Origin of the sequence: Streptomyces fradiae (assembly GCF_041270065.1) — a bacterium.
Classification (GTDB): domain Bacteria; phylum Actinomycetota; class Actinomycetes; order Streptomycetales; family Streptomycetaceae; genus Streptomyces.
In genome coordinates, this window is record NZ_CP065958.1 from 3,881,746 (window position 1) to 3,903,851 (window position 22,106).

A 22,106-nucleotide genomic window follows, 5' to 3' on the forward strand; every position below is an offset into this window, starting at 1 on the left:
GAGGCTCGGGGTCAGTCCTCGTCGGGCGTGGTGAGCGGGGTGACGGACGTGGCCCGCACGATGGTGATCACCCGGTCGGTGAGCTGGAGCGGGCTGGCGGCGGGGTCGTCGTAACCGAGCAGCCGGTGGCCGCGCAGCACGCTCACCACCAGGTCCTCGGTCTCCCGGACGCTGCGGCCTGCCTCGGCCTTGGTCACCGGGCGTTCGACCAGGTCGAGCCCGGAGCCCTGCTGGATCAGGTCCTCCATCACCGTGCCCGCGCTGGGGCTGAGCACCGACAGACCGAGCAGCCGGCCGGCGGCGCTGGCGCTGGTGATCACGGCGTCCGCGCCGGACTGGCGCAGCAGCGGCGCGTTCTCCTCCTCGCGGACCGCGGCGACGATCTTCGCGCCCCGGTTGAGCTGGCGGGCCGTCAGGGTGACCAGGACGGCGGTGTCGTCGCGCTGGGTGGCGATGACGATCTGACGGGCCTTCTGCACCTCGGCGCGGAGCAGCACATCGCTGCGGGTGGCGTCGCCGAGGACGCCGACGAACCCGTCGGCGTTGGCCGCCTCGATCACCTTCGTCGAGGGGTCGACGATGACGATCTGGTCCTTGCGCAGTCCGGTCGCGCACAGCGTCTGGATCGCCGAGCGCCCCTTGGTGCCGAAACCGACGATGACGGTGTGCTCGCGCAAGGTGGCCCTCCAGCGGTTCAGCCGGAACTCCTCCCGGGTCCGCTCCGTGAGGACCTCGAGGGTGGTGCCGACCAGGATGATCAGAAACAGCACGCGCAGTGGCGTGACCAGCAGGATGTTCGCGAGCCGCGCCGAGTCGCTGTACGGGACGATGTCGCCGTAGCCCGTGGTGGAGAGGGTGACGGTCGCGTAGTAGGCGCAGTCGAGGAAGTCGAGCGTGCCGTTGGCGTTGTCGTGGTAGCCGCCCCGGTCGGCGTAGACGATGAGGACGGTGACGACCAGCACGCCGAGCGCCATGAGGAGGCGCTTGCCGACCTGGCGGAGCGGCTTCTGAACCACCCTCCGGGGCAACTGGACCCGGGGGCCCGACACGCGCTCGTCGGCCTGGCGCGCCATCGCGTCCCGGCTGGGAAGTTTCACGTGAAACATGCTCCTTCGTCCGCCGACCCGAGAGGTCCGGCGGGCCAGGGCAGGTCGAGCACCTGCAGCGTCTGCCCGGCGGCGGCGCCCCCGGGCGGCACGACGGCCATGCCGTCGGCGGCGGCGATCCCCCGCAGCATCGCGGGCCCGTGGTAACGCAGCGGCACGGCCTCGCCGCCGTCGCGGACGACCGGAACGAGCCGGGTGTCGTACGGGTGCCCCTGGATCTCCTCGCGTACCTCGACGCGGTACGGGGCGGGGGCCGGCCGCCCGGCGAGCGCGCGCAGCAGCGGCTCGGCCAGCGTCAGCAGCCCGGACACGGCGGCCAGCGGATTGCCGGGCAGGCCCACCAGATGGCGGGCGCCGGGGAGCGCGGCGAGCAGCATGGGGTGGCCGGGGCGCACCTTCACGCCGTCGACCAGCAGGGTCGCGCCGGCCTTGGCGAGCACCGGGTGCACATGGTCGACGGGCCCGGCGGCGGTCCCGCCGGTGGTGACCACGACGTCGGCGGCGGAGCCGGTGACGGCCGCGTACAGGGCCTCGGCGTCGTCACCGATCCGCCGGGTGCCAAGGACCTCGGCACCGAGCCCGCCCAGCCAGGGCCCCAGCAGCGGCCCCAGTGCGTCCCGGATCAGGCCCTCGTGCGGCAGTCCGGCGGTGAGCAGCTCATCGCCGAGGACCAGCACCTCCACCCGGGGGCGCGGATGCACGGTCAGCTCGTCGTAACCCGCCGCGGCGGCCAGGCCGAGCACGGCGGGCGTCACGGTGCCGCCCGCGGGCAGCAGCCGGTCACCGGTGCGGCACTCCTGACCGCGCGGCCGGATGTCCTGACCATGCGTCACCGTGCGCAGCGCGTGCAGCCGTCCATCGGTCCCGGCGCGCGCGTGCTCACTGCGCACCACAGCGGTCGCCCCGGCCGGCACCCGGGCCCCCGTGGCGATCCGCACGGCGTCCCCGTCCGCGAGCTCGCCCGCCCCGGCATGCCCGGCAAGCACCGCGCCCTCGGCATCGACCCACCACGGCCCCGGCCCCGCGACCGCCCAACCGTCCATCGCGGACGTATCGAACGACGGCAGATCCGTCAGCGCCCGCAACGGCTCCGCCAACACCCGCCCCAGCGCCCGCTCCAACGGCACTGGCGCGGGCTGCCTCGCCGTCTCCGCCCGCGCGGCCTCTGCCCCGGCCCGCGCGGCAACGGCACGCGCCTCGGGCCAGGGGGTGGCTTGGTGGCGCTCGGTGTGGGGCGCGGGGGTGGCGGGGGGCGCCGGATCGGCTGCCTTGCCGGGCACGGGGGCACCGGGAGGCGCCGGGGGCGGCTGCGGCGCGGGGGTGGCCGGGTCGGCCTTGGCGCCGACGGCGGTCGGGGTGCCGGTGGGCGCCTTCGGCACGGGGTTCGCCGGGTCGGGGGCCTTGCCAGGCACCGGGGCACCAGGCGGCGCCTTCGGCGCGCGAGGCTCCGGACCCGCGGAAGCGGCAGGGCGGCCGGGGCCGGAGGGGCCCAACGGCTCATCAGCCGAGCCAGAGGCGCGTGCGCCGGACGGCGCCTGCGCGGCGGGGGGCACCGGGGCGCCGACGGCAGCCGTGGTGTCGGTGGGCGCCTGCGGCGCCTGCGGCGCGGGGGTGGCCGGGTCGGCCTTGGCGCCGACGGCGGCCGGGGTGCCGGTGGGCGCCTGCGGCACGCGAGGCCCCGGACCCGCGGAAGCGGCGGGGCGGCCAGGGCCGGAGGGGCCGACCGGCTCGTCGGCCGTGCCAGGCGCGGGAGCGCCGGAGAGCTCCGGAGGCACGGGGCGGGCAGGGCCGACAGGCTCAGCGCCCTCACCGCGCGCGGGCACGCCGGGTGCCTGCGGCGCGGGGGCCACGCCATCGCCAGGGCCCACAGCCTCGGCTGGGCCGGGAGCCTCGCCCGTCATACGTGCGTCGGAAGGTGCCGGGGGCACAGGGCCGGCAGAGTCGCCAGCCTCGGCAAGACCAACGGCCTTGCCGGGCGCCTGCGACGCGGGCGGCACGGAATCGCCAGGCTCGGCGGGGTCGACGGCGGCTTTGCCGGGCGCGGCTGGGCCCGGAGGCGCCTTCGGCGCGGAATCGATTCGGTGGCGGCCGACGAGGGCGAGGGCGTCGTCCATGCCGTCGTCGGGCACCCGCTCCTGCATCGTCATCCGGCCTCGTCCTGCTCGGCCGCCCAGCGCTGGGCGAGCGCGGCGGCCTTGGCCGCGGCCTCCGCGACGGCCTCCCGGCCGCCGCCGGCCCCGGCGGCGCGCGCCGCCGCGTACCCGACCAGGAAGGTGGTCAGCGGCGCGGCCGGGCGGGCGACGCCGTGCGCGGCATCGCGGGCCAGGTCGAGCAGCAGGCCGGTGTCGACGTCCAGGTCGATGCCCAGTTCGTCCTTGACTGCGGTGATCCATTCATCCAGCACGGTCCCATGCTCCCTGATCCGCGCCCGGGCCGTGACGATGTCCTCCCAGGTGTCGCAGTCGAAGGAGGCCGCACCCCCGGCAGGCACCGAAACGGTTCGCAGTTCCCCGGTGACCCGGCGCAACGGCAGCCCGCCCGGGCCCCCGTGCGCGTCCACGGCCCTCGCCAGCGCGCCGCGCAGCGCCCCGGCCCGGTACACCGCCACCAGCGGCTGCTCCCGCCCGTCGGCGTCGACGGTGACGGCGCCCTCGGCGTCGGGCGCGGCCGCCAGCGCGGTCACGAGCAGCCGTGCGACGGCGGCGTCGAAGAACGGCAGGTCGGCGGAGAGGACCAGGACGAGCGGGGCGTCGGACCCCGAGCCTCCGGCCGGTTCGGCGAGGCGGCGCAGGCCGGCGTCGAGGGCGGCGACGGGGCCGCCGCCGGGCGGTTCCTCGCGGGTCCATTCGACGGGGCGGGCGGTGGCGCGCGGCGCGGCGACGACCACGGTGCGGCGGGCAGCGCGGCAGCCGGCGAGGACCCGGTCGAGCAGAGGCCGGCCGCCGACCCGTACTCCGGGCTTGTCGGCACCGCCGAGGCGCCGGGCGGCGCCGCCGGCGAGCACGAGGGCGTCGTACGCGGGCGTCATACCGGCAAGTATGGTCCGTGCCCGGGCCGGCGGGGTGACCGGCCCGGATCGTGGAACGCGTCCGGGACCCGGCGTGGGGTTGGGTCCCGGACGAAGCCGCCGGGCGCCGTCCGGGGCCCCGTGCCCCGGCCGGTGTCGCTCCCGGCGGAGTCCTGTCGGTCGAGCGGCGGTCAGAGGGTGCGGAGCAGCACCGCCGGGTTCTCGACGCAGTCGGCGACATAGCGCAGGAAGCCGCCGGCCGTACCGCCGTCGCACACCCGGTGGTCGAAGGTGAGCGACAGCTGCACCACCTGACGCACCGCCAGCTCGCCCTGGTGCACCCATGGCTTGGGCACGATCCGGCCGACGCCGAGCATGGCCGCCTCGGGGTGGTTGATGATCGGCGTGGAGCCGTCGACCCCGAACACCCCGTAGTTGTTCAGGGTGAAGGTGCCGCCGGTCAGGTCGGCCGGGGTCAGCGTGCCCTGCCGGGCCGCCTCGGTGAGCCGGGCGAACTCGGCGGTCAGCGACTCGGCGGTGCGCCCGCCGGCGTCCTTGACCACGGGGACGACGAGGCCGCGCGGCGTCTGCGCCGCGAAGCCGAGGTGCACGCCGGGCAGCCGGACGATCTCCCGCGCGGCCGTGTCGACCGTGGAGTTGAGCTCCGGGAACCGGCTCAGGGCGTGGGCGCAGATCCGGGCGAGCAGCGCGAGCACGGAGATCTTCGGCCCGCCCGCCGCGTTCATCGCCGCCCGCGCGGCCATGAGCTCGGTCGCGTCGGCGTCGACCCAGCAGGTCGCGTCGGGTATCTCGGTGCGGCTGCGCGACAGCTTGTCGGCGACGGCTCCGCGCACGCCCCGCAGCGGTATCCGCTCCCCGGCGAGCGCCGCGGCAGCCGGTGCGGCGGCGGCCACGGGGGCCGGTGCGGGGGCGGCCGCCGGAGCGGCGGCGGTGCGGTCGCGGACGGCGAGGGCGCCCTCCACGTCGGCGCGCAGGATCAGCCCCTCGGGGCCCGAGCCGCGCACCTCCCGCAGGTCGAGTCCGCCGTCGCGGGCCAGCTTGCGCACCAGCGGCGAGATGACCGGCACGGGCCCGGCAGGTGCGGCGGGCGTGGCCGGGGCCGCAGGCGGGGCGGCCACGGCGGCGGGGGCCGCGGCGGCGGGAGTCGCGTGGCGCACCCGGCGCCGCCGGGCGGCGGGCCCGGAGGTGCCGTAGCCGACGAGCACGTTGCCCGAGTACTCCGAGGAGACGGCGGACTCGGCGTCGGCGGCGGCCTTGGCGGGCGCCGCCGGGGCGGTGTCCGCGCCGGGCGTGCCGCCGACGGCGACGGTGATCAGCGGGGCGCCGACCGGAAGCTCGGTGCCCTCCTCGCCGAAGCGGGCGGTGACCACGCCCCCGTACGGGCAGGGCACCTCGACCATCGCCTTGGCGGTCTCGACCTCGACGACCGGCTGGTCGATGGCGACGACGTCGCCGACGTTCACCAGCCAGCGCACGATCTCGGCCTCGGTGAGGCCCTCGCCGAGGTCGGGCAGCTTGAATTCGAGCACCTGGGCCATCAGCGCCCCGCCTCCCACTGGAGCCGGGCGACCGCGTCGAGGACCCGGTCGACGCCCGGCAGGTGGTGCCGCTCCAGCATCGGCGGCGGGTAGGGGATGTCGAAGCCCGCGACCCGCAGCACCGGCGCCTCCAGGTGGTGGAAGCAGCGCTCGGTGACCCGGGCGGCGATCTCCGCGCCGGGGCCGGCGAAGCCGGTCGACTCGTGGACGACAACGGCCCGGCCGGTGCGCTTCACGGAGGCGGCCACGGTCTCGTCGTCGAAGGGGACGAGCGAGCGCAGGTCGACGACCTCCAGGTCCCAGCCCTCGGCCTGGGCGGCCTCGGCGGCCTCCAGGCAGACCGGCAGGGAGGGGCCGTAGGTGATCAGGGTGGCGCTGGTGCCGCGGCGGCGGACGACGGCCTTGCCGATCGGCTCGACCGCGGCCGGAGCCTCGGGCGACCAGTCGGCCTTCGACCAGTAGAGCCGCTTGGGCTCCAGGAAGACGACCGGGTCGTCGGAGGCGATGGCGGCCCGCAGCAGCCCGTAGGCGTCCTCGACGGTCGCCGGGGTGACGACGTGGAGGCCGGGCGTCGCCATGTAGTACGCCTCGGAGGAGTCGCTGTGGTGCTCGACGCCGCCGATCCCGCCGCCGTACGGCACGCGGACCACGATCGGCATCGGCATGGCGCCCCGGGTGCGGTTGCGCATCCGGGAGACATGGCTGATCAGCTGCTCGAACGCCGGGTAGGCGAAGGCGTCGAACTGCATCTCGACGACCGGGCGCAGCCCGTACATCGCCATGCCGACGGCCGTGCCGAGGATGCCCGCCTCGGCCAGCGGCGTGTCGGTGCAGCGGTCCTCGCCGAACTCCTTGGCGAGCCCGTCGGTGATCCGGAAGACGCCGCCGAGCGTGCCGACGTCCTCGCCCATGACGTGGACGGACGGGTCCTCGGCCATCGCGTCGCGCATGGCGCGCTGGAGCGCCTGCGCCATGGTGGCGGGCTTGGCCGCGGTCTTCGCGGCTGGCCGCGCTGTCGCGTGGGTGGTCATCCCGCCTCGCTCTCGGCGTCGAGCTCCGCCCGCAGCTGCGCCGCCTGCTCGCGCAGCTGCGCGGTCTTCTCGGCGTACACGTGGGCGAACAGGTCCATCGGGTCGAGCACCGGATCGGCGTTCATGCGCTCGCGCAGGCGCGCGGCCATGGTCTCGGCCTCCTCGGCGGCGGCGCGGCGGCCGTCCTCGTCGAGGATGCCGCGCTCGGTGAGCTCCCGCTCCAGGATCAGGATCGGGTCGTGCGCCCGCCAGGCCTCGACCTCGGTGTCGCCGCGGTAGCGGGTGGCGTCGTCGGCGTTGGTGTGGGCGTCGATCCGGTAGGTGACGGCCTCGACCAGGGTGGGTCCGCCGCCGCGCCGGGCGCGGGCCACGGCCTCGCCGAGCACCTGGTGGACGGCGACCGCGTCGTTGCCGTCGACGAGCCGGCCGGGCATCCCGTATCCGACGGCCTTGTGGGCCAGGGACGGGGCGGCGGTCTGCTTGGCGAGCGGCACGGAGATCGCGAAGCCGTTGTTCTGCACGAGGAAGACCACGGGGGCCTGCCACACGGCGGCGAAGTTCAGCGCCTCGTGGAAGTCGCCCTCGCTGGTGCCGCCGTCGCCGACCATGGCGAGCGCGACCACGTCGTCGCCCTTGAGCCGGGCGGCGTGGGCGAGGCCCACCGCGTGCGGGAGCTGGGTGGCGAGCGGGGTGCTGAGCGGCGCTATGCGGTGCTCGCGCGGGTCGTAGCCGGTGTGCCAGTCGCCGCGCAGCAGGGTGAGGGCCTGCACGGGGTCGAGGCCGCGGGCGACGGCGGCGAGGGTGTCGCGGTACGAGGGGAAGAGCCAGTCCCGCTCCTCCAGGGCCAGCGCGGCCGCGACCTCACTGGCCTCCTGGCCGGTGGTGGAGGGGTAGACGGCGAGCCGGCCCTGCTTGGTGAGGGCGGTCGCCTGCGCGTTGTACCGGCGGCCGCGGACGAGCTCCCGGTAGAGACGGCGCAGCAGCTCGGGGTCCGCGTCGGCCACCGCGTCCGTGCCGAGGACGCGCAGCGGCTCGGCGTCCGGCAGCAGCGGGGCGGGGTCGGTGCGCGGCCGCCAGGCCGGCGGGGGCGTGGGCCGGTAGGCGCGGGCGGCACCGGGGGGCTCTTGGACTGTCGAACTGCGCTGTTGCAACGAGTCCACCTCCTCGTGGGAGCGGGCATAAGACCCGAAGGCGGGTGGCGCGGAATGTGGCGCGCCTCACCTACCGATTGTTCGGTCGTGGAGGCATTTTGGCTACAGGCACCTCCAGCCTGTGGACAAACGGTTCTCCACAGCCTGGGATGGATACAGGACGTCCACGGGAGAGAGGCGGGGGGACATGGCGGATGAACAAATGGCCGACGTCGACGAGCACACGGACGGCGAGCCCCTGAACACGCCCCCCGGCGCCGCCCCGGCGGCCGGGGCGGCGCCCACGCCCCTGGGGCCGTGGGGAGAGCGGGCGGGCCCGCCGCCGGGCCCGCAGCCCGGCCCTGCCATGGTCCCCCCGACGGCCCCGGCCCGCCCGCTGGACGCGGTCGACCGGGACATCCTGCGGCTGCTGCAGACCGACGGGCGGGCCTCGGTCCGCTCGGTGGCCGAGCGGGTGCACGTCTCCCGCGCCAACGCGTACGCACGGATCAACCGGCTCATCGACGACGGCGTGATCCGCGGCTTCGGCGCCCGCGTCAACCACGAGCGGGCCGGCCACGGCGCCTCCGCCTACATCACCCTGAAGATCGTCCAGAACTCCTGGCGCACCGTGCGCGAACAGCTCCAGGCGCTGCCGGGCGCCGCGCACATCGCCCTGGTCAGCGGAGACTTCGACGTCCTGCTGCTCGTCCACACCCCGGACAACCGGACCCTGCGCGAGCTGGTGCTCACCCGTCTCCAGTCGATCCCCGAGGTGCTCTCCACCCGCACCCTGCTTGTCTTCGAGGAGACCGACCTCGACCCGTACCCGGAGCAGCGGGACTGACGGTTACATGCACGAGGGCCCGACCGGGATCACCCCGGCCGGGCCCTCGTCCAGATGTCTCTCAGCGGGCGGTGCGCAGCCCGTCGAAGGCGAGGTGCACGACGGTGTCCACCAGCTGCGCGCGCTCGGGCGCGGCGTCGTGGTGCGGCCGGTACCACTCCACCAGCGAGTTGATCATGCCGAAGAGCAGCCGGGTCGCCAGCCGGATGTCCAGGTCGGGCCGCAGGTCGCCGTCGGCGGCCGCCGCCTTCAGGAGCTCGGCCACCCGGTGGTCGAACTCGCGGCGCCGCTCCATGGCCCACCGCTCGGTCGCGGTGTTGCCGCGTACCCGCAGCAGCAGCGTCACGTACGGCAGCTCGGCGATCAGCACCTCGACGGTGCGCCGGGTCACGTACTCGACCCGCTCGACGGCCCGGCCGCGGTTCGCCGCCGGCTCGTCGAGGATGCCGAAGAGCCCGTCGAGGGCGCGGCTGACGGCCCGCCGCAGCAGCTCCTCCTTGCCGGCCACGTGGTGGTAGATCGACGACTTGGAGATGCCCGCCGCCTTGGACAGGTGCTCCATCGACGTGCCGTCGTAGCCGCGCTCGTTGAAGACCTGGACGGCGACCGAGAGCAGCGTCTCGGGGGTGTAGGTGTCGCGTCTCGCGGTGGTCATGCGGTCTCCTCCGCGTCGGCGGCCCCGTCCGCGGCCTCTTCGTCGTACCCGCGGCGGGCGAGGGCGAGGGAGGGCGCGTAGCGGCCGGTGGGGTAGCGCTCGTGCAAGTTGGACAGGAGGTTCCGCACACGCGCGTGCCCGATCCGCCCGGCCCACTCCAGCGGCCCCAGCGGGTAGTTGACGCCGAGCCGCATCGCCGTGTCGACGTCCTCGGCCGAGGCGACGCCCCGCTCGACGGCGTCGGCGGCGAGGTCGGCGAGCATCGCGACCGTACGGGCCACGATCATGCCGGGCACGTCGCCGATCACCGACACCTGCTTACCGAGCGCCTGGAACAGGCCGACGGCCTCCTCCAGGGTCTCCCGCGAGGTCCGCGTCCCGGCGGACAGCACGATCCGGCCCGCCTGGGCGTAGTCGAGGGCGAGGTCGAAGTAGACGACGTCGTCATCGGGGAACTCGAAGCCGGTCTCGCCGTCCGCGAGGTGCAGCCGGCCGCCGCCGGGCAGCGCGACGTACCCGGAGCCGCTGCGCCGCCGCACGGTGATCCCGGCCTGCTCGAAGAGCTCCAGCAGCGGCTTCGCGGGCCCGAGGTCGCCGCGCACGACGATGCTCGCGGGCGCCTCCGCCGGCGGTGCCGTGTGCGGCTCCGGCCGCTCCGCGCCGTCCGCGTACGAGAACCAGCCGTGCCCGCTCTTGCGGCCGAGGCGGCCGGACTCGACGAGCCGCCGCTGCGCGAGCGACGGGGTGAACTTGGGGTCCTGGTAGAAGGACTCCCACACCGAGCGGGTCACGGCCTCGTTGACGTCCTGGCCGATGAGGTCGGTGAGCTCGAAGGGGCCCATCCGGAAGCCGCCGGACTCGCGCAGGGCCGCGTCGATCGTGGCGGGGTCGGCGGCGCCCTCCTCGTAGATCCGCAGCGCCTCCGCGTAGAAGGGGCGGGCGACCCGGTTGACGATGAAGCCGGGGGTGTCGGTGCAGCGCACCGGCGTCTTGCCCCAGCTCTTCGCTGTCTCGTACGCGCGCGTGGCGGCGGCCGGGTCGGTGGCGAAGCCGCTGACAACCTCGACCAGCGGCAGCAACGGGGCGGGGTTGAAGAAGTGCAGGCCGACGAAGCGGCCGGGGTGCGCGAGGCCGCCGGCGATGGCGGTCACCGACAGCGAGGAGGTGTTGGTGGCGAGCAGGGCGTCGGCCGCGACGACCTGCTCCAGGTCGGCAAAGAGCCGCTGCTTGACCGGCAGCTGCTCGACGATCGCCTCGACGACCAGGGCGGCGTCGGCGAGCTCGTCGAGCGCACCCGCCGCGTGCAGCCGGGCGACGGCCGCGTCCCGCTCGTCCTTGCCGAGCCGGCCCTTCTCGACCAGCCGGTCCAGGCGTCCGGCGACACCGGCCACGGCCTGTTCGGCCCGGCCGGGGGCGCTGTCGTAGAGCCGTACGGGATGGCCCGCGACCAGGGCGACCTGGGCGATCCCCTGGCCCATGGTGCCGGTGCCGACGACGGCGACGACCCCGCCCGGGCCGATGCCACCGGCTCCGGCCTCGTCGGCCGACACCGCGTCGCTCCCCTGGACGGGCGTATTGGCGCTCATAGGAGTGATCCTCCCCGATGGGTTTTCCACAGGATCGCCGGACCCCCTTGTCCCGACCGATCGTTCGGTTACTCTAACTCCGTACGCGTCTCCCTGCCCAGCTCGACGAGGAGTTGGTCCACCCATGGCCACCGCTCAGCTGACCACCGACCGTCTGGCCGAGAAGCACCGGTCCACGCTCGATCAGGCCCTCGCCACCATCAGCACCCGCGCCTACTGGTCCCCGTACCCGGAGCACCCGAAGGCCTACGGGGAAAACGGCTCGCTGGACGCCGCCGCGGGCCTCGCGGCCCACCAGGAGCTGCTCGGCAAGCGCTTCGAGCTCGACCAGCCCGGCACCGACGGCTGGACCGGCGCCGAGACCTCGCCGTACGGTCCGGCGCTCGGCATCGAGTATCCGCACGCCGACATCGATGTGCTGCTTCCGGCGATGCGCGCCGGGATGGGCGCCTGGCGCGACGCGGGCGCCGAGACCCGCGCCCTGGTGTGCCTGGAGATCCTCGCCCGGATCTCCGCCCGCACCCACGAGTTCGCCCACGCGGTCATGCACACCAGCGGCCAGGCCTTCATGATGGCGTTCCAGGCCGGCGGCCCGCACGCGCAGGACCGCGGCCTGGAGGCCGTGGCGTACGCGTTCGAGGAGCAGACCCGCACCCCGGCCGGCCGCGCCGCCTGGTCCAAGCCGCAGGGCAAGCGGGACCCGCTGGAGCTCAGCAAGGAGTTCACCCCGGTCGGCCGCGGCATCGCCCTGGTCATCGGCTGCAACACCTTCCCGACGTGGAACGGGTATCCGGGCCTGTTCGCCTCCCTGGCCACCGGCAACCCGGTCCTGGTCAAGCCGCACCCGCGCGCGGTGCTGCCGCTGGCGCTGACCGTCAAGGTCGCCCGCGAGGTCCTCGCCGAAGCCGGTTTCGACCCGAACCTGGTGGCGCTGGCCGTCGAGGCCCCCGGCGAGGGCATCGCCAAGACGCTGGCCGTCCGCCCCGAGATCCGGATCATCGACTACACCGGCTCGACCGCCTTCGGCGACTGGCTGGAGACCAACGCCCGCCAGGCGCAGGTCTACACGGAGAAGGCCGGCGTCAACACCGTCGTCGTCGACTCCACCGACGACTACAAGGGAATGCTCTCCAACCTGGCCTTCTCGCTGTCCCTGTACAGCGGCCAGATGTGCACCACCCCGCAGAACCTGCTGATCCCCCGCGACGGCATCACCACCGACCAGGGCCCGAAGTCGTACGACGAGGTGGTCGCCGACCTCGCGGGCGCGGTCGGCGGTCTGCTCGGCGACGACGCCCGGGCGAACGCGCTGCTCGGCGCCCTCGTCAACCCGGACGTGAAGGCGCGCCTCGAGGCGGCGGCCGGTCTGGGCGAGGTGGCGCTGCCCTCCCGCGAGGTGGCGAACCCGGAGTTCCCCGACGCCGTGGTGCGCACCCCGGTGATCGTGAAGCTGGACGGCTCGAAGCCGGACGCGGAGGCGGCGTATTTCTCGGAGTGCTTCGGCCCGGTCTCGTTCGCGGTGTCGGTGGACTCGACGGCCGACGCGCTGGAGCTGCTGCGGCGCACGGTGCGCGAGAAGGGCGCGATGACGGTCGGCGCGTACACGACCTCGGCGGACACCGAGCGGGCCGTGGAGGAGGTCTGCCTGGAGGAGTCGGCGCAGCTGTCGCTGAACCTGACGGGCGGGGTCTATGTGAACCAGACGGCCGCGTTCTCCGACTTCCACGGCTCGGGGGGCAACCCGGCGGCGAACGCGGCGCTGTGCGACGGCGCCTTCGTCTCCAACCGCTTCCGGGTGGTGGAGGTCCGCCGCCAGGCCTGAGCCCGAGCCGGGCGCCCGGCCTGCCCCGGCGCTCGGCCTGCCCCGGCGCTCGGCCTGACCTGGCGCCCGGTCCGGCGCCCGGCCGTGCCGTGCCGGTCCCTATTCGGGGGCCGGCACGTCGGCGTAGCGCTGGATCCAGGCGTGCATGGCGATGGCCGCGGCGGCCCCGGCGTTGATCGACCGGGTCGAGCCGAACTGGGCGATCGAGCAGACCATGGCGGCGTGGGCACGGGCCTCCTCGGTGAGGCCCGGGCCCTCCTGCCCGAACAGCAGCACACAGCGGCGCGGCAGCTCGGTCCGCTCCAGCGGCACCGCGCCCGGCAGGTTGTCGATGCCGATGATCGGCAGGTCCTCGGCCGCGGCCCAGGCGGTCAGCGACTGGGTGTCCGGGTGGTGCCGGACGTGCTGGTAGCGGTCGGTGACCATGGCGCCGCGCCGGTTCCAGCGGCGCCGCCCGACGATGTGGATCTCCTTGGCCAGGAAGGCGTTGGCGGTCCGCACCACCGATCCGATGTTGAAGTCGTGGCCCCAGTTCTCCACCGCCACGTGGAAGTCGTGGCGGCGGGTGTCGAGGTCCGCGACGATCGCCTCGCGCGTCCAGTAGCGGTAGGGGTCGACGACGTTGCGCCGGTCGCCGCCGGCCAGCAGCTCGCGGTCGTAGCGCGGGTCGTCCGGCCACGGCCGCGGGTGCGGGCCGACGCCGATCTCGGTGCCGTACCCCTCGTCGTACTGGAGGGGCTCGGCGCCCGGGACAGGCGCGGGCTGTTCTTCGGTGGTGCTCACCCGACGAGGGTACGGGTGCCGGCCTCGTCACCCGAACGGCTCTGTCCGGGCAGCGCGGCCCCGGCCTGCCGCCCGCCGGTCAGCCGGTCCCGGCCCCGGGCGGCCCGCGCGCCCAGCCACAGCAGGAAGGCGGTGGGCAGGAACACGGAGTCCGCGGCGATCATCGCCAGCGAGAAGAACGGCAGTCCGAGGAGCAGGGCGATGCCCGCGTGCTCCAGCATCATCGCGACCAGGAGCACGTTCTTGACCTTGCGGTTGAAGAGCGTGAACGGGAACGCGACCTGCACGATCACGGTGCCGTAAGTGAGCAGCAGCACCATCACCCCGCTCGCGCCCAGGAGGTGGGAGAGGGCGGGCCAGGGGGAGAAGTAGTCGAGCTGGAGCGGGAAGTAGAGCGCGGTGCCGTCCTGCCAGCGCGAGCCCTGCACCTTGTACCAGCCGGCCGTGGCGTAGACGAGGCAGACCTCCGCCATCATCACGGCGAGGGTGGCGTTGTGCGCCAGGTTGGCGAGGACGTCGAGCAGGGTGCGCGGCTCGCCGGGGGCGAAGCGGCAGACCAGCCACCACAGGGCGTTGCCGAGCCACAGCACCCACAGCAGCACCAGGAGCCACCACTCGCCGGTGACGTCGGAGAACCAGGTCGCGGCGAGCAGGAAGCCGCCGAGGACCGTCCACAGCAGCGGTCCGACGGGCCCGTCGCCGGGGGCGCGGCCGCGGGCGGCGCGGCGGGCGTCCAGGGACCAGACCTGCGCGCAGCGGGTGAGGACGAGGTAGATCGCCATGAGGTGGACGACGTTGTCGCCGCCGTCGCCCATGAAGATGGACCGGTTCTGCAGGGACAGCACACCGGCCATGAAGACCACGGACACGGCCCGGGTGCGCCAGCCGAGGAGCAGCAGGACGGCGGAGAGCACGGCGAGCCCGTAGACGATCTCGAACCAGAGGCGCCCGTCGGACCACATGAGGACGGTGAAGGAGCGGTTGTCGGCGATCATCTGCCGGCCCATCTCCCACGACCAGGGGCCGTCGGGGCCGTACAGCTCCAGCCGGTGGGGCCATTCGCGGAGCAGGAAGAGCAGCCAGGTGAAGGAGAAGCCGATGCGGACGATCGCGCTCTGGTAGGGGCCGAGCGCCTGGCTGGTGACCTTCTGCGCGGCGGCCGCGAGCCGCCGCTCGAAGGGGATCCGGCGCCGGGTGGCGGGGGCCTCGGAGGTCGGGACCTCAGGGGTGGGGGTCCCGGAGGTGGGGGTCCCGGAGGTGGGGCGGGAGGTCTCGGTCATCGGGTCGCCTCCGTCCCGGGGCGGTCGGCGGCGGTGACGGACCACCAGGGGTAGCTGCGGTCGACGGGCCGGGTGTCGATCTTCTCGGTGCTCCAGGCGGCGGCTGGGACGGGCCGGGTCACGGTGCGCAGCTGGATCCGGTCGACGGTGCCGCCGAGCGCCCGCTCGTCGAGGCGCTGCATGACGATGCGGCGGACGTACTGCTCGGAGAGCCGGCCGCGCATGCCGTTGGGGCGGTGGTCGTCGGTGTGCGAGTTGAGGTAGAAGTCCCAGGCCCGGCGCAGCTCGTTCTGCCGGGTGTGGCTGGGCAGCACAGTGCCGCGGACCCCGTCGATGTCGTACGCGGTGAGGTCGGTCCAGCCGGTGGTGGTGCGCTTGCCGCCGGCGCCCACGACCTCGGCCCTGACCTGCACGGACATGTTCTGCTGGAGCGGGTTGGGAGCGAACAGCTTCCAGTTCTGCTCGAACTCGGGGTAGACCCAGTCGTCGACCGCCTCGCCGTGCTGCTTGGTCAGCGTGTTCGACGGCGCGACGTGCAGGAACACCATGGCGAGGTGGACGCAGGCGAAGACGCCGACGACGGCGAGGGCGACGGCCGCGACCACCTGGTACGGCGTCGAGAGCCCCGCGATCCCGGGCTGCGGCGCCCCCGGCGCGGGGTTCCGGTCCGCCTCGGCCAACGGTTCGGCCACCCGTTCGACCACCCGTTCGGGCGAGCCCTCCGGCCCGGGCCCGTTCCCGCCCCCGACGTCGTACGAGTCCATCGCGCCCCGCTCCCGCTCGGCCTCAGCAGTTATCCACAGGGTTGACACCATACGGGCCGCCGAACGACCATTGAAGTCATTCAACCGAACGATCGGTCGGTAGGGGTTCCGATGACCACAGGTACGGCAGAGACGACAGCGCCGGAAGGTGCGACGGCGAGCCAGGCCGCCCTCGAAGCGGTGTTCGACGCCGCCGTGGCCGCCGACGAGCGCATCGAGCCGCGCGACTGGATGCCCGACGCCTACCGGGCCGGCCTGGTGCGCCAGATCGCCCAGCACGCCCACTCCGAGATCATCGGCATGCAGCCCGAGGCCAACTGGATCACCCGCGCGCCCTCGCTGCGCCGCAAGGCGATCCTCATGGCCAAGGTCCAGGACGAGGCCGGCCACGGCCTGTACCTGTACAGCGCGGCCGAGACCCTCGGCACCAGCCGCGACGAGCTCCTCGACAAGCTCCACAGCGGCCGCCAGAAGTACTCGTCGATCTTCAACTACCCGACGCTGACCTGGGCCGACGTCGGCGCCATCGGCTGGCTCGTGGACGGCGCCGCCATCACCAACCAGGTCCCCCTGTGCCGCTGCTCCTACGGGCCGTACGCGCGGGCCATGGTCCGCGTGTGCAAGGAGGAGTCCTTCCACCAGCGCCAGGGGTACGAGGCGCTGCTCGCCCTCTCCCGCGGCACCGAGGCCCAGCACGCCATGGCCCAGGACGCGGTGGACCGCTGGTGGTGGCCGTCGCTGATGATGTTCGGCCCGCCGGACGACGAGTCCACCCACTCGGCGCAGGCGATGGCCTGGAAGATCAAGCGCCACTCCAACGACGAGCTGCGCCAGCGCTTCGTCGACATCGCCGCCCCGCAGGCCGAGTCCCTCGGCCTCACCCTCCCCGACCCCGACCTGAAGTGGAACGAGGAGCGCGGGCACTACGACTTCGGCCCCATCGACTGGGACGAGTTCTGGAACGTCCTGAAGGGCAACGGCCCCTGCAACGAGCAGCGGCTGACCAAGCGCCGCCAGGCCCACGAGGACGGCGCCTGGGTCAGGGACGCCGCCGCGGCCTACGCCGCGAAGCACCGCCCGGCCACCGGCCGGGACGACACGCACCACACCGGCACCGACGCCGGACCGCACACGGACGGGGAGGCACGGGCATGACCACCGACGGATGGCCGCTGTGGGAGGTGTTCGTGCGCTCGCGCCGCGGACTGTCCCACACCCACGCCGGCAGCCTCCACGCACCCGACGCCGAGATGGCCCTGCGCAACGCGCGCGACCTCTACACCCGCCGCATGGAAGGCGTGTCGATCTGGGTCGTGCCCTCCGCCGCCGTCACCGCCTCCTCGCCCGACGAGAAGGACCCCTTCTTCGAACCGGCCGCGGACAAGCCCTACCGGCACCCCACCTTCTACGAGATCCCGGACGGGGTGAAGCACCTGTGACCGGCCCGACCACCCCCACCGCCGCCGCTGCCGTCCCCACCGGGTCGGTGCCCGCCGCCGCCCTCGCCCTCGGCGACGACGCCCTCGTCCTCGCCCAGCGGCTGGGGGAGTGGGCGGGCGGCGCCCCCGTCCTCGAAGAGGAGGTCGCCCTCGCCAACATCGCGCTCGACCTCCTCGGCCAGGCCCGCGTCCTGCTCTCCCTCGTCGGCGACGAGGACGAACTGGCCTACCTCCGCGAGGAACGCGCCTTCCGCAACTGCCAGCTCGTCGAACAGCCCAACGGCGACTTCGCCCACACCATCGCCCGCCAGCTGTACTTCTCCACCTACCAGCGCCTCCTGTACGGGCAGCTGGCCGCCGGCGACGGCCCCTTCGCCGGGCTCGCCGCCAAGGCCGTCAAGGAAGTCGCCTACCACCAGGACCACGCCGAGCACTGGACGCTGCGCCTCGGCGACGGCACCGAGGAGAGCCACCGGCGCATGCAGACCGCCTGCGACGCGCTGTGGCGCTACACCGGCGAACTGTTCCAGCCCCTCGACGGCCTCGACACCGACACCGCCGCCATGGACAGCGCCTGGCTCGACTCCGTGACCGCCGTCCTCGACAAGGCCGGCCTCACCGTCCCCGCCGGGCCGCGCACCGGCGCCTGGAGCGCCGGCGCCGGCCGCCAGGGCCTGCACACCGAGTCCTTCGGCCGCATGCTCGCCGAGATGCAGCACCTGCACCGCAGCCACCCGGGGGCGTCATGGTGACCACCGCACCGGGCACGGCCCCGACCGCCCTCGAAGCGGAACTGGCCCGGATCGCCGGCGCCGTCCCCGACCCCGAGCTGCCCGTCCTCAGCCTCGCCGAACTCGGCGTCCTGCGCGGCGTCCACGTGCACGGCCCCGGCCGCGTCGAGGTCGAACTCACCCCGACCTACACCGGCTGCCCCGCCATCGAGGCCATGTCCGCCGACATCGAACACGCCCTCCACGAACACGGCGTGCCCGACGTCAGCGTCGTCACCGTCCTCAGCCCCGCCTGGTCGACCGACGACATCACCGACGAAGGACGCCGCAAACTCGCCGAGTTCGGCATCGCCCCGCCCCGCCCCCAGGGCCCGGCCGGCGGACCGATACCGCTCACCCTCGCGATCCGCTGCCCCCACTGCGGCTCCACCGACACCGAACTCCTCAGCCGCTTCTCCTCCACCGCGTGCAAGGCACTGCGCCGCTGCACCGCCTGCCGCGAACCGTTCGACCACTTCAAGGAGTTGTAGATGGCCACCTCCGCCTCCACCGGCGCCGCCGGACGGGCCGGGTTCCATCCGCTCCGCGTGAGCGAGGTCGAGCGGCTCACCGACGACTCCGTCGCCGTCACCTTCGCCGTCCCGGCGGAGCTGCACGACGCCTACCGCCACGCCCCCGGCCAGCACCTCGCGCTGCGCCGCACCGGCCCCGCCGGCGAGGAGATCCGCCGCACCTACTCGATCTGCGCCCCGGCCGCCGCCCAGGGGGAGACCCCCGTGCTGCGCGTCGGCATCCGCCTCGTCGACGGCGGCGAATTCTCCACCTACGCCCTCAAGGAACTCGCCGTCGGCGACATCGTCGAGGTCATGGAACCCATGGGCCGCTTCGTCCTCGAACCGCGCCCCGGACACTTCGCGGCCGTCGTCGGCGGCAGCGGCATCACCCCGGTCCTCTCCATGGCCGCGACCCTGCTCGCCCGCGAACCCGAGGCCCGGTTCTGCCTGGTCCGCAGCGACCGCACCGCGTCCACCACGATGTTCCTCGACGAGGTGGCCGACCTCAAGGACCGCTTCCCCGACCGGTTCCAGCTCATCACCGTGCTCTCCCGCGAGGAGCAGCAGGCCGGCCTCCCCTCCGGACGCCTCGACGAGGACCGGCTCACCGCCCTGCTGCCCGCGCTCCTGCCGGTCACCGCGATCGACGGCTGGTTCCTGTGCGGCCCCTTCGGCCTGGTGCAGAACGCCGAGCGCGCCCTGCACGGCCTCGGCGTCAGCCGCACCCGCATCCACCAGGAGATCTTCCACGTCGACGACGGCTCCGCCCCCGCCCCGGCGCCCGCGGCCGACGCCCCCGCCCACGCCACGCTGACCGCCACCCTCCACGGTCGCTCCGGCAACTGGCCCGTCCAGCAGGGCGAGACGCTCCTCGACACGGTGCTGCGCGCCCGGGCGGACGCCCCGTACGCCTGCAAGGGCGGCGTCTGCGGCACCTGCCGCGCCTTCCTCGTCACCGGCGAGGTGCGGATGGACCGCAACTTCGCCCTCGAACCCGAGGAGACCGACGCCGGGTATGTCCTGGCCTGCCAGTCCCACCCGGCCACCCCCGAGGTCGAGCTCGACTTCGACCGCTGAAACACATGGGTGTGTGCCCCGGTCACGACCGGGGCACACCCGGCCATTCCCTTCCGGTAGAACCTGTTCTATCTTGACGGTCCGTCAGATCCGCCCCGGGGCAAGGCCGGAAGGGACAGGACCGTGGACTTCACCTTCACCGAAGAACAACAGGCCGCCGCCGAAACGGCCAAGGCCGTCTTCGCCGACGTCGCACCCGACAGCGTCCCCAGCCCCGCCCTCACCCCGGGCGCCGTCGCCGACGACTTCGACCGCCCCCTCTGGGCCCGGCTCGCCGACACCGACCTCCTCGGCCTCGTCCTCGACCCCGCCCACGGCGGCTCCGGACTCGACCCCATCGCCCTCTGCCTGGTCCTCCGCGAATCCGCCCGCGCCCTCGCCCGCGTCCCCCTCCTGGAGACCAGCGCCGTCGCCCGCACCCTCCAGCACCACGCCCCCGAAGCCACCAGGGCCGCCCTGCTCCCCCGCGTCACCCGCGGCGAACTCGTCCTCACCGCCGCCGCCCACGGACGCACCGGCCACGACCCGGCCCCGCTCGCCGTCACCGCACGCCGCGACCACACCGGCTGGACCCTCGACGGCCACACCGGCAACGTCCCCTGGGCCCACCACGCCGACCACATCGCCGTACCCGCCCACACCCCCGACGGACACACCGTCCTCGCCCTGCTGCCCCGCAGCCGGCCCGGACTCACCCTCACCGACCAGTACGGCACCCACGGCGAACGCCTGGCCGCACTCCGCCTCGACGACGTCCGCCTCGACCCCGCCGACGTCATCGACACCGAAGGCGCCTGGGAAGAGCTCCACGGCCTCCTCACCACCGGAACCTGCGCCCTCGCCCTCGGCCTCGGCGAACAAGTCCTCGCCATGACCAGCCGATACACCGGCAAGCGCGAACAGTTCGGCCACCCCGTGGCCACCTTCCAGGCCGTCGCCGTCCAGGCCGCCGACCGCTACATCGACCTGCGCGCCATGGAAGCCACCCTCTGGCAGGCCGCCTGGCGCCTCACCATCGACACCACGGACACCACGGGCACCGCCGGCTCACTCCCGGCCGCCGGAGACATCGCCGTCGCCAAGATCTGGGCATCGGAAGGCGTCCGCCGCGTCGTCCAGACCGCCCAGCACCTCCACGGCGGCTTCGGCGCCGACACCGACTACCCCCTGCACCGCTACCACGCCTGGGCCAAACACCTCGAACTCGCCCTCGGCCCCGCCGCACAGCACGAAGAGGAACTCGGCGACCTCCTCGCCACCCACCTCCTCGGCTGAGCGGAAGAACCGGCCGAAGGAGCGGCCGGGAAACTACAGGACGTAGGCGGGGCTTCCGTCGTCCGTCACCATCGGACGCCCCGCGCCCTCCCACGCCAGCATGCCGCCGTCGACATTCACCGCGTCGATGCCTTGACCCACCAGATACTGCGTGACCTGCGCCGACCGGCCACCCACCCGGCACATCACAAACGCCTGCCGCCCGTCCTCCACGGCCTCCGTCACCTCACCGAACCGCGCCACGAACGCACTCATCGGCACGTGCAGCGCACCCTCGACATGACCGGCCGCCCACTCGTCGTCCTCACGGACATCGAGCACCAGAGCACCGGCCGGCACGGAAGCCGCGTCGACCGACGGCAGCGGGGCGAAATTCATGGACCTGGCCTTCTCTCTGCGACACCGCGCCCCCACGGGCGCACACGACCGAAACTACTGCACCAGCGAGGCAAGCTCCGCCTCACGCTCGGCGACCTGCGCCAACAGCTGCTCCGCGATCTCCTCCAGGAGACGGTCCGGATCGTCCGGCGCCAACCGCAGCATCGCCCCGATCGCGCTCTCCTCCAGCTCCCGCGCCACCAGCGACAGCATCTCCTTGCGCTGCGCCAGCCACTCGAGCCGCGCGTAGAGCTCCTCGCTCTCGCTCAGCCGCACCACCGGCACCGGACCGGCCGCCCACTCCGCCGACAGCTCCCGCAGCAGCGCCTCGTCACCACGGGCATAGGCCGCGTTCACGCGGGTGATGAACTCCTCGCGGCGCTTCCGCTCGTCCTCGTCCCGCGCCAGATCCGGATGCGCCTGCCGCGCCAGATCCCGGTACAGCTTGCGCACCTCGTCCGACGGCCGCACCCGCTTCGGCGGCTGCACCGGCCGGTCCGTCAGCATCGCCGCCGCCTCCGGCGACAGCCCGTCGGAATCCACCCAGTCGTGGAACAGCTCCTCCACCCCGGGCATCGGCATGACCGCGGCCCGCGCCTCCTGCGCCCGCCGCAGATCCTCCGGATCCCCACTGCGCGCCGCCCGCGCCTCCGCGACCCGCGCGTCCAGCTCGTCAAGGCGTGCGTACATCGGCCCGAGCCGCTGGTGATGCAGCCGCGAGAAGTTCTCCACCTCGACCCGGAACGTCTCCACGGCGATCTCGAACTCGATCAGCGCCTGCTCGGCCACCCGTACCGCCCGATCCAACCGCGCCTCGGGCCGCTCGTCGGCACCACCGGCACTCGCATCAGCGCCGGTACCGGTGCCGGCTCCGGCGCCGGTCTCGGCGGCGGCAGCGTGCCCGGCCCCGGCTTCGCTCGCGGCACCGGCCGCGGGCCGCCCGTCCGCCGACGGCTCCTTGACGGGACGCCCGTCCTCGCCCGGCTCCTCGGACCCGCCGGCCCTGCCCTGGTCCACGCTCACGTCCACGCCGTCCACGCCCGTCCACGTCCTCGTTCCGGCTCGTCCCATCCAGCCTACGG

21 protein-coding genes are annotated in these 22,106 nt (G+C 74.1%); 8 read left to right on the forward strand and 13 right to left on the reverse strand.

The genetic code is table 11. From position 1 onward, the window contains the following. Window positions 1-11 precede the first annotated feature (11 nt). From JAO84_RS17595 to pdhA, 6 genes are all read right to left on the reverse strand, one after another. Window positions 12-1,106 carry a TrkA family potassium uptake protein gene (locus JAO84_RS17595; RefSeq protein ID WP_370413742.1) on the reverse strand — a complete coding sequence of 365 codons (1,095 nt, stop codon included), beginning with the start codon at window positions 1,104-1,106 and terminating at the stop codon, window positions 12-14. Then, window positions 1,094-2,776, reverse strand: coding sequence for a molybdopterin-binding protein (locus tag JAO84_RS17600; protein WP_370413743.1), 1,683 nt, complete (start codon window positions 2,774-2,776; stop codon window positions 1,094-1,096). Before JAO84_RS17600 ends, JAO84_RS17595 begins: the two co-directional genes overlap by 13 nt. Before the next feature lie 473 nt (window positions 2,777-3,249). Further along, on the reverse strand, window positions 3,250-4,134 hold the full coding sequence (locus tag JAO84_RS17605; RefSeq protein ID WP_370413744.1) for a DUF6457 domain-containing protein: 885 nt from the start codon (window positions 4,132-4,134) through the stop codon (window positions 3,250-3,252). Window positions 4,135-4,304: 170 nt separating this feature from the next. Continuing rightward, window positions 4,305-5,672 carry a dihydrolipoamide acetyltransferase family protein gene (locus JAO84_RS17610; protein ID WP_370413745.1) on the reverse strand — a complete coding sequence of 456 codons (1,368 nt, stop codon included), beginning with the start codon at window positions 5,670-5,672 and terminating at the stop codon, window positions 4,305-4,307. After that, window positions 5,672-6,703, reverse strand: a complete 1,032-nt coding sequence (locus JAO84_RS17615) for an alpha-ketoacid dehydrogenase subunit beta (protein WP_265861501.1) — start codon at window positions 6,701-6,703, stop codon at window positions 5,672-5,674. The genes JAO84_RS17610 and JAO84_RS17615 overlap by 1 nt, the downstream gene beginning before the upstream one ends. Beyond that, window positions 6,700-7,863: a pyruvate dehydrogenase (acetyl-transferring) E1 component subunit alpha gene (gene pdhA / locus JAO84_RS17620; RefSeq protein ID WP_370413746.1), complete on the reverse strand. Its 1,164-nt coding sequence runs from the start codon at window positions 7,861-7,863 to the stop codon at window positions 6,700-6,702. Before pdhA ends, JAO84_RS17615 begins: the two co-directional genes overlap by 4 nt. A gap of 178 nt (window positions 7,864-8,041) precedes the next feature. On the opposite strand from pdhA, the gene JAO84_RS17625 reads away from it, so the two are divergent. After that, window positions 8,042-8,680: an Lrp/AsnC family transcriptional regulator gene (locus JAO84_RS17625; protein WP_370413747.1), complete on the forward strand. Its 639-nt coding sequence runs from the start codon at window positions 8,042-8,044 to the stop codon at window positions 8,678-8,680. 61 nt (window positions 8,681-8,741) lie between these two features. Here JAO84_RS17625 and JAO84_RS17630 read toward each other — a convergent pair whose 3' ends face one another. Next, on the reverse strand, window positions 8,742-9,335 hold the full coding sequence (locus JAO84_RS17630; protein WP_370413748.1) for a TetR/AcrR family transcriptional regulator: 594 nt from the start codon (window positions 9,333-9,335) through the stop codon (window positions 8,742-8,744). After that, on the reverse strand, window positions 9,332-10,921 hold the full coding sequence (locus JAO84_RS17635) for a 3-hydroxyacyl-CoA dehydrogenase (RefSeq protein WP_370413749.1): 1,590 nt from the start codon (window positions 10,919-10,921) through the stop codon (window positions 9,332-9,334). Before JAO84_RS17635 ends, JAO84_RS17630 begins: the two co-directional genes overlap by 4 nt. A 124-nt stretch (window positions 10,922-11,045) precedes the next feature. On the opposite strand from JAO84_RS17635, the gene paaN reads away from it, so the two are divergent. After that, complete coding sequence (paaN, locus tag JAO84_RS17640; protein ID WP_370413750.1) at window positions 11,046-12,743, forward strand: phenylacetic acid degradation protein PaaN; 1,698 nt, start codon at window positions 11,046-11,048, stop codon at window positions 12,741-12,743. A gap of 99 nt (window positions 12,744-12,842) precedes the next feature. On the opposite strand, the gene JAO84_RS17645 is transcribed toward paaN, so the two are convergent. From JAO84_RS17645 to JAO84_RS17655, 3 genes are read right to left on the reverse strand one after another with little or no spacing between them, the layout of a single operon-like run. Then, a complete protein-coding gene (locus tag JAO84_RS17645) occupies window positions 12,843-13,526 on the reverse strand; it encodes a TrmH family RNA methyltransferase (protein ID WP_370413751.1) in 684 nt (227 codons plus the stop codon). Next, complete coding sequence (locus tag JAO84_RS17650; RefSeq protein ID WP_370413752.1) at window positions 13,523-14,806, reverse strand: HTTM domain-containing protein; 1,284 nt, start codon at window positions 14,804-14,806, stop codon at window positions 13,523-13,525. Before JAO84_RS17650 ends, JAO84_RS17645 begins: the two co-directional genes overlap by 4 nt. Continuing rightward, the gene (locus JAO84_RS17655) at window positions 14,803-15,570 is read right to left on the reverse strand and encodes a DUF5819 family protein (protein WP_370413753.1); all 768 of its coding nucleotides are present in this window, start codon (window positions 15,568-15,570) and stop codon (window positions 14,803-14,805) included. The genes JAO84_RS17650 and JAO84_RS17655 overlap by 4 nt, the downstream gene beginning before the upstream one ends. A 111-nt stretch (window positions 15,571-15,681) precedes the next feature. On the opposite strand from JAO84_RS17655, the gene paaA reads away from it, so the two are divergent. The 6 genes from paaA to JAO84_RS17685 all read left to right on the forward strand — a co-directional run bounded on the left by paaA (window position 15,682) and on the right by JAO84_RS17685 (window position 20,646). Then, window positions 15,682-16,725, forward strand: coding sequence for a 1,2-phenylacetyl-CoA epoxidase subunit PaaA (gene paaA, locus JAO84_RS17660; RefSeq protein WP_265861488.1), 1,044 nt, complete (start codon window positions 15,682-15,684; stop codon window positions 16,723-16,725). After that, window positions 16,722-17,009, forward strand: a complete 288-nt coding sequence (gene paaB, locus JAO84_RS17665) for a 1,2-phenylacetyl-CoA epoxidase subunit PaaB (RefSeq protein WP_265861486.1) — start codon at window positions 16,722-16,724, stop codon at window positions 17,007-17,009. The genes paaA and paaB overlap by 4 nt, the downstream gene beginning before the upstream one ends. Beyond that, entirely contained in the window at window positions 17,006-17,761 is a 756-nt protein-coding gene (paaC, locus tag JAO84_RS17670; protein WP_370413754.1) for a 1,2-phenylacetyl-CoA epoxidase subunit PaaC, read from the forward strand. The genes paaB and paaC overlap by 4 nt, the downstream gene beginning before the upstream one ends. Then, entirely contained in the window at window positions 17,755-18,270 is a 516-nt protein-coding gene (gene paaD / locus JAO84_RS17675) for a 1,2-phenylacetyl-CoA epoxidase subunit PaaD (RefSeq protein ID WP_370413755.1), read from the forward strand. Before paaC ends, paaD begins: the two co-directional genes overlap by 7 nt. Then, entirely contained in the window at window positions 18,271-19,371 is a 1,101-nt protein-coding gene (locus tag JAO84_RS17680) for a 2Fe-2S iron-sulfur cluster-binding protein (RefSeq protein ID WP_370413756.1), read from the forward strand. A 123-nt stretch (window positions 19,372-19,494) separates the two neighbouring features. Further along, on the forward strand, window positions 19,495-20,646 hold the full coding sequence (locus JAO84_RS17685) for an acyl-CoA dehydrogenase family protein (RefSeq protein WP_370413757.1): 1,152 nt from the start codon (window positions 19,495-19,497) through the stop codon (window positions 20,644-20,646). Window positions 20,647-20,679: 33 nt separating this feature from the next. Here JAO84_RS17685 and JAO84_RS17690 read toward each other — a convergent pair whose 3' ends face one another. Both JAO84_RS17690 and JAO84_RS17695 read right to left on the reverse strand, forming a co-directional pair. Then, window positions 20,680-21,024 carry a rhodanese-like domain-containing protein gene (locus tag JAO84_RS17690; protein WP_265861479.1) on the reverse strand — a complete coding sequence of 115 codons (345 nt, stop codon included), beginning with the start codon at window positions 21,022-21,024 and terminating at the stop codon, window positions 20,680-20,682. A gap of 54 nt (window positions 21,025-21,078) precedes the next feature. Continuing rightward, window positions 21,079-22,095, reverse strand: a complete 1,017-nt coding sequence (locus JAO84_RS17695; protein WP_370413758.1) for a J domain-containing protein — start codon at window positions 22,093-22,095, stop codon at window positions 21,079-21,081. Window positions 22,096-22,106 lie beyond the last annotated feature (11 nt).